The organism is bacterium (assembly GCA_030655055.1).
Lineage (GTDB): Bacteria > Edwardsbacteria > AC1 > AC1 > EtOH8 > UBA5202.
Genome location: JAURWH010000017.1, coordinates 1 through 7,033, shown reverse-complemented (window position 1 = coordinate 7,033; position 7,033 = coordinate 1). Strand labels below are relative to the sequence as shown.

The following is a 7,033-nucleotide window of genomic DNA, read 5'->3' as shown; positions in this document are numbered from 1 at the left end:
GCGATGCCCGGGGCCGTTATTTCCCCAGATCCAACGAGGCTCCCTCGGTGCTTTTGGCTCTGGAGCGGGAGATGGAGCGTTTAGAAGTGGAGGTCAGCCTGCATTCAGAGATAGTGGGGATCAAAAAGAACAAGGCCGGCTTTTTACTGCACCAGCGGGGGGAATCGCACCAGGCCCAGGCTGTGATCCTGACCTGCGGCGGGGCGGCCGCGCCCCAGCTGGGGGGCGGGGAGGGCGGATACCAGCTGGCCGGACAGCTGGGTCACAACATCACTCCTTTGATGCCGGCCCTGGCCTCTTTGGAACTGGAGGGCAACTGGTTCCACAAACTTCAGGGCATCAGGCTGGACATGGACCTAAGCGTTTGGGAAGGCTCAAAGAAGGTGCTGCAACTGACCGACGAAGGTTTGTTCACCAAATACGGGCTTTCCGGTCCGCTGGCCTTGAAGAGCAGCAGGATGCTTGGGGACGGCCGAAAGCAGTGCTTCCTGAACTTTGTGCCGGGGCAGACCTGCCCGGAGATGATATCCTTCCTGTCAAAGCGGACCAGGAGCATCAGTTCCCGGCCGGCCCAGGAGTTGTTCAACGGCCTGCTACCCCAGAAGATCGGCCAGATGCTGGTTAAGGAGTCCAAAATAGACCCGGAAAAAGATACCGCCAGTCTTTTGGAAACCGAGATAAAAAAACTGGCCGCAAACCTTACCGCCTGGCCGGTGAAGGTAAAAGCTGTCAGGCCGTTCAAGGAAGCCCAGGTAACGGTGGGCGGGGTGGACCTACGCGAGGTTATACTAGGGACATTGGAATCAAAAAAGATCCCCGGGCTTTACTTTGCCGGGGAGGTGCTGGATGTGGACGGTGATACCGGGGGGTACAATCTTCAATGGGCCTGGAGCTCGGGGCATGTGGCGGGGAAGAGCGCGGCGGCCGGAACCTGAAATTCCATAGCCCATACATTAATGTATGGGCTATGGAATGGATCTACAAACAAAAAACTATCACCATGAAAAAAACATTTATTATTGTAGCCACCCTCTGCGCCCTGGCCGCCTCCCTGGCGGCCCAGCCCAGGATAGACCTGGTCTATCCCCGGGAAGGCGACAACATCGGACCGGTGGCCAATTCCTTCATCATCGGTTCGGTCACTCCAGGCAGCCAGTTGTGGGTCAACGGACAGAAGGCCGAGGTCAATTCCAACGGGGCCTTTCTGGCTTACATTCCGTTCTCGGCCGGACAATTCCAGATCAAACTGCTGGCCCTGAAAAACGGACAGAGCGACAGCCTGATCCGTCATGTCAACGTGGCGCCCCGCAGCATAATGATCAGCCCCGACAGCCTGGCCATCGTGCATGGAACCATCACTCCCGGACAGGAACTGGGGGTCCGGACCGGCGACCGCATGGCGGTAACCTTCCGGGGCACGCCGGGACGCAAGGCCAGCTTTTCCATCGGCCGGGGGCAGGGCATTTCCATGGAGGAAAGGATCGGCAGGCTGGAGCAGGATGAAAAGGCGCTGGCATTCTCCGATTCCATTGCGCCCGACACCCTGACCCTGCCCGGAACCTATATGGGAAGCTATCTGGTATCCGGCCGCGATCAATGGTACTCCGAAAAAATATACCTGTACCTGGTGGACACTTTGGGAATGATGGCGGTGGATTCATCAGAAGCCAGGGTCAGCGCCTGGCCGGAAAGCCTGATGGTCTGGGCGGTCACCAAGGATTCGGTGACGGTGCTGAAGACCGGGCCCGATCTGGGATACGAGATATTCCTTCCTCCGGGGGTGAACCTGGAGCTGACCGGCAGCGCCGGGGAAAATTACCGGGTAAAGCTGGCGGAAAACAAGGACGCCTGGGTCAAAAAAGTCTCGGTGGCTGTTAAATCCTGGCCGGGGCCGATGGTCAGCGCCAGGCTGGCGGTGGGGCGCACCTTCAAAAAAGAGGAGAAGACCCTGGTCAGGTTCTCGCTTTCCCGGGCCTGCGCCTTCAGCGCCAAAACCTCGGCCGACGGGATGTCGCTAAAACTTCTGATCTTCGGGGCCCAGGCCGACATGGACTGGGTGCGCTACGATCCCCAGGACAAGCTGGTCAAGGACATCCGCTGGCGGCAGGTGCAGAACGGCGAGGTGGAGCTGGAGATCTTTTTAAACCAGCCTTTGTGGGGATTTGACGCCCGTTACCAGCAGAATAACCTGGAGATAGAGATAAAGCCGCGGCCCAGGGTACAAAAAAACCGGCCTCTGGCCGGGATCAAAATAGCGGTGGATGCCGGGCATTCGCCGGAGAGCGGCGCGGTGGGCCCGTTAAGGACCCTGGAGAAGGAGGTCAACTGGCAGATATCCAGAAGGCTGGGAAATCTTTTGAAGAACGCCGGGGCCAAAGTTTATTACCCCCGGGAAGGCGACCAGCAGGTGGGCATCTACCAGCGGCCGGCCCGGGCGGCGGCCTGGGGTGCGGACATTCTGGTCAGCATCCATAACAACGCCTCGCCCGACGGGGTGAATCCCCTGGAGGACAGCGGCTTTTCCACTTACTATTACCAGCCGTTCAGCCGGGACCTGGCTATGGCGGTCCACCGCCAATTCCAGAAGACATTGCAGGTTCCGGATCACGGGTTCTACTACGGCAACCTGGTGCTGTGCCGGGCCACCCAGATGCCGTCCGTCCTGGTGGAACCCACCTTCATCATAGTCCCCAGGGAGGAGGCCATGCTGTTGACCGCCGAGTTCCAGGAGAAGATCGCCAGGTCTGTGTTCCTGGGCATCAGGGAATATCTGTCGTCTTTGGCAGGAAAATAATGCAAATGTTTTTAGCCCAGCCCTTAAGGGCTGGGCTAAAAACTCAGGAACTTGTTGCCGCCTTCAACTGCCCGCAAGCCGCCTTGATGTCCTGGCCCTTGCTGGCCCGGAAGGTCACCGCCACGCCCAGCTGGCACAGTTTGTCGTAAAAGGCGCGCCGGGCCTCCACCGACGACGGCTGCAGGGTCTCTTCCCGGCCTCCGGGGTTATAGGTGATCAGGTTGACCTTGCCGGGGATGTTCTTTAACAGCCGGGACAGGTTCTCCGCGTCCTCCAGGCTGTCATTTATGCCCTCCAGCAGGATATATTCAAAGAAGACCAGCTTGCCTTTCTTGTTGCTGTATTTCTTGACCGCCTCCAGCATCGACTTTAGGGGATATTTCTTGTTGATTGGCATCAGGCGGCTGCGAACCTTGTCGTCAGCGGCGTTCAGCGAAATGGCCAGCTTGAACTGCTCCGGCTCTTCCATCAGCCTCAGGATCCCCGGCACCAAACCGGAGGTGGAGATGGTGATGTGCCGGGCTCCCAGGTTGAACCCCTGATGTGAATTGATGATCCGGGCGGCCTTAAGCGCCTGGTCGTAGTTCTCCATTGGCTCGCCCATTCCCATGAAGACGACGTTGGTGATCCTGTGCTCCGGCGACAGCTCCTGCAGCAGGCACAGCTGATCCACTATCTCGGAGGCTTCAAGGTTACGGATCAGCCCCATCTTGCCGGTGGCGCAGAAGGCGCAGGCCAGCCGGCAGCCGGCCTGGGATGAGATACAGGCGGTCAGCCGGCCGGGGGCGGTGATGACCACGGATTCCACCTGCTGGCCGTCCTGTGCCTGCAGCAGCAGTTTGGTGGTGCCGTCCCGGGAGGACACTTTGCGGGCAATGGACAGTTCGTGCAGGCTGAATTCCTTATCCAGCTTTTCCCGCAAAGCCTGGGAGAGGTCGGTCATGGCTGAAAAACCAGAGACGTTCTTCTGGTAGATCCAGGCCATCAGCTGCTTCACCTGAAAGGCTTTGAAACCCAGCGGGGCCAGCAGTTCCTGCAGCTCCTGGGCCGAACGTCCGGCCAAAGATGTTTTTGTTTTCATGAAAGTATTTAAGTTGCTTGTTTTTATTTAGCCACAAAAGGCACCAACTTGTCATTCCCTCCCCGCATCTTGGTGCGGGGTAAACTCCAGAGGGAATCCATGCCCCCGATCCAGTCGGGGGCAGGCCTGGATGCCCGTTTTCACGGGCATGACAACAAGGACGGTATGAAAACGGATAAGGATTAGTGATCTATTTAATTGCAGAGTAAGAATATCGCTTGGAAGTCACCATGTCTCAAATGATAATTGACCACGGCCCAAAAGTCAAGCAATAAACGATGATCGACGATTTCATAAAATACCTTAAGACCGAGCGCAACCTGGCGGATAACACCCTGGAGGCCTACCGCCGGGATGTCAACCAGCTGTTCACCTTCCTTAAGCACCAGGATCCCCAAAAGGTGAAGCGCAATGACATCCGCCGGTACCTGGGCTGGCTGCAGCAACAAGGGATGGACAAGCGCACCCTGGGGCGGAAACTTTCAGCCATCAAGGCTTTCTTCAAATATGCCTTAAGGGAATCGGCCATCACGGCCAACCCGCTGCTGGGCCTGCGCTCGCCCAAGCAGGACAAGAAACTGCCGGGTTTCCTGTCCCAGTTCCAGGCCGTCCAGGCCGTGGAATCCAACCAGGGCGATCCCGCCGATAAGGTCCGCGACGATGCCGTGATGGAACTGCTGTATGGCAGCGGCCTGCGCTCCTCGGAACTGCTGGGCCTGACGCCCAGGGACCTTGATCTGCCAAACTTGCAGGTCAAGGTAAAAGGCAAGGGAGGAAAGGAGCGGATAGTGCCCCTGACTCGGGCTTCGGCGGCGGTTCTCAAACAGTTGCTGACAGGGAGGGAGGACGAAGGATCTGTGTTCCTGGGCAAGAACGGAAAACAGCTGACCAGGCGGCAGCTTCAGCGGATAGTAAAGGCCCGGATCCGCCTTTCCGACTACGGCGGCAAGGCCAGCCCCCATGCCCTGCGCCATTCTTTTGCCACCCACCTATTGGACCGGGGGGCGGATCTGAAGGCGGTCAAGGAACTGCTGGGACACGCCAGCCTTTCCACCACCCAGATCTACACCCACGTGACGGTGGACCGGCTGAAGAAGGTCTACAAGCAGGCCCATCCCAGGGCGGAGGACGAGGATTGATGGGAAAAGCGTTTGGTGTTTTGTCTTCAGGCGCATGGTCCTGCGGGAAATGACGCCTGACCCATTTCAATTCTTGTTGCGTTTACCCAAAAAATTGATTATAATAATCCATGGACCACATATTACATCTATTGCCCGGGGTAATGGCATAGCCATCAGCCAAACCGCAAAGCGGTAATAAGGAGCAACAAAATGTCCGAAGACGATGTAAAATTTGTCAAGGTCATCCGGCAGGATCTGGGCAGGCTCTTTCAGGACCTGGGCCAGCTGGCCCATCCCTCGTACCACCTGAACGACCAGGCGGCTTGGCAGCCCTATGCCGACGTCTACGAGACCGAGCAGGAGTTCGTGATCAAGCTGGAGCTGGCCGGGGTGGCCAAAGGCGACATCGCCATCACTTTGATCAACGACAGCCTCTGCATCCGGGGCTTGCGTCGGGAGCTGGCCCACGGGGACGGAAAAAGGTGGTACCACAAGATGGAGATCATCCAGGGCCAGTTCGAGAAGATGGTGTCCCTGCCCCAGGGGATCGCATCCGACCAGATCAAATCCAGTTTCAGCAACGGGATCCTGGACATCAGACTGCCCAAGGACATCAAGCGGACGGTGGAGGTCCCGGTGGAGTAATGGCGAGGCCAATTAAATAAATAGGATCCAACTACGCCAAGGCTTCGTCGGATAAAAATGGGAAATCGGAAGTTGTGATTGTGTCTTAGTGTCCCTTCGGCCCCGCTCAGTGCATGCTTTGTGGCAAATAAATAACATCCCAACTGCAAACAGAAAACTTAAGGAACGCCTTACATATCATGCCCGAAGAAACCAAAGATACCAAGGAAAACAAGGACATCAAGATCCCGTCCGAGCTGGCCATCCTGCCGGTCAAGGGACAGGTGGTGTACCCCTATCTGATCATCCCCCTGGTGATCACCAACGAACGGATGATCAAGCTGACCGACGAGGTGCTGACCGGCTCCAAGATAGTGGGCCTGTGCACCCAGGTGCGCCAGGATACCGACGATCCCAAGCCGGACGAGATCTACCAGTTCGGCACCGCCGCCCTGATCATCAAGATGCTGCGCTTCCCCGACGGCAGCATCCGCCTGCTGGTCCAGGGGCTGAACCGGATAAGGCTGGCCAAGTTCACCCAGACCGAGCCGTATTTCAAGGCCAAGGTCGAGGTCATCAAGGAAAAGGCCAGGAAGACCATCGAGTCCGAGGCCCTGATGCGCAATGTCTCCAGCCTGTTCCAGAAGATCATCAACCTGGCGCCCTACCTGCCGGACGAACTGCAGACCGTGGCCCTGAATGTGGAGGACCCCTCCAAGCTGGCCGACTTGGTGGCCTCTAACCTCAACCTGAGCGTGGCCGAGCGCCAGACCATTTTGGAGACGGTGGAGCCCAAGGAGCGCCTGGAAAAGCTGATTCCGATGCTGACCAAGGAGCTTTCCATCCTGGAGCTGGGCGACAAGATCCGGGGCCAGGTCAAGGCCGAGATGGACAAGGACCAGCGCAATTATTTTCTAAGGGAGCAGATCAAGGCCATCCAGCGGGAGCTGGGCGAGGGCGACGAGTATTCGGTGGAGATCAACACCCTGCGGGATAAGATAGAAAAGGCCAACTTCAGCCCCGAGGCCCTTAAAGCCGCCAAGGAGGAGCTGGACCGCATGGCCCGGATGCCTCCCCACGCCGCGGAATACACGGTCTCCCGCACCTACATCGACTGGATGCTGAACCTGCCCTGGACCAAGTCCACCGTGGACAACATGGACATCATTGAAGCCCGCAAGATACTGGACCAGGATCACTACGACCTGGTCAAGGTCAAGGACCGGATCGTGGAGTACCTGGCGGTGCGCAAGCTGAAGAACGATGCCAAGGGTCCCATCCTCTGCTTTGTGGGGCCGCCGGGCGTGGGCAAGACAAGCTTAGGACGTTCCATCGCCCGGGCTTTGGGCCGCAAATTCTACCGGATGTCTTTGGGCGGGGTGCGGGACGAGGCCGAGATCCGGGGCTTCCGCC

General features: G+C 58.0%; 6 protein-coding genes. 5 read left to right on the top strand and 1 reads right to left on the bottom strand.

The genetic code is table 11. From position 1 onward, the window contains the following. Both Q7U71_00870 and Q7U71_00865 read left to right on the top strand, forming a co-directional pair. On the top strand, positions 1–935 hold a 935-nt coding region (locus Q7U71_00870), incomplete at its 5' end, for an aminoacetone oxidase family FAD-binding enzyme (protein ID MDO9390312.1). 65 nt (positions 936–1,000) lie between these two features. After that, positions 1,001–2,794: an N-acetylmuramoyl-L-alanine amidase gene (locus tag Q7U71_00865; protein MDO9390311.1), complete on the top strand. Its 1,794-nt coding sequence runs from the start codon at positions 1,001–1,003 to the stop codon at positions 2,792–2,794. Positions 2,795–2,837: 43 nt separating this feature from the next. Here Q7U71_00865 and rlmN read toward each other — a convergent pair whose 3' ends face one another. After that, positions 2,838–3,875 carry a 23S rRNA (adenine(2503)-C(2))-methyltransferase RlmN gene (rlmN, locus tag Q7U71_00860; GenBank protein ID MDO9390310.1) on the bottom strand — a complete coding sequence of 346 codons (1,038 nt, stop codon included), beginning with the start codon at positions 3,873–3,875 and terminating at the stop codon, positions 2,838–2,840. A 278-nt stretch (positions 3,876–4,153) separates the two neighbouring features. Between rlmN and Q7U71_00855 the strand changes: the two genes are divergently transcribed. The 3 genes from Q7U71_00855 to Q7U71_00845 form a co-directional block, all read left to right on the top strand. After that, entirely contained in the window at positions 4,154–5,014 is an 861-nt protein-coding gene (locus Q7U71_00855; GenBank protein ID MDO9390309.1) for a tyrosine recombinase XerC, read from the top strand. Positions 5,015–5,206: 192 nt separating this feature from the next. Beyond that, complete coding sequence (locus Q7U71_00850; GenBank protein ID MDO9390308.1) at positions 5,207–5,641, top strand: Hsp20/alpha crystallin family protein; 435 nt, start codon at positions 5,207–5,209, stop codon at positions 5,639–5,641. A gap of 179 nt (positions 5,642–5,820) precedes the next feature. Further along, positions 5,821–7,033: LON peptidase substrate-binding domain-containing protein (locus tag Q7U71_00845; GenBank protein MDO9390307.1), on the top strand; the 1,213-nt coding region annotated here is incomplete at its 3' end.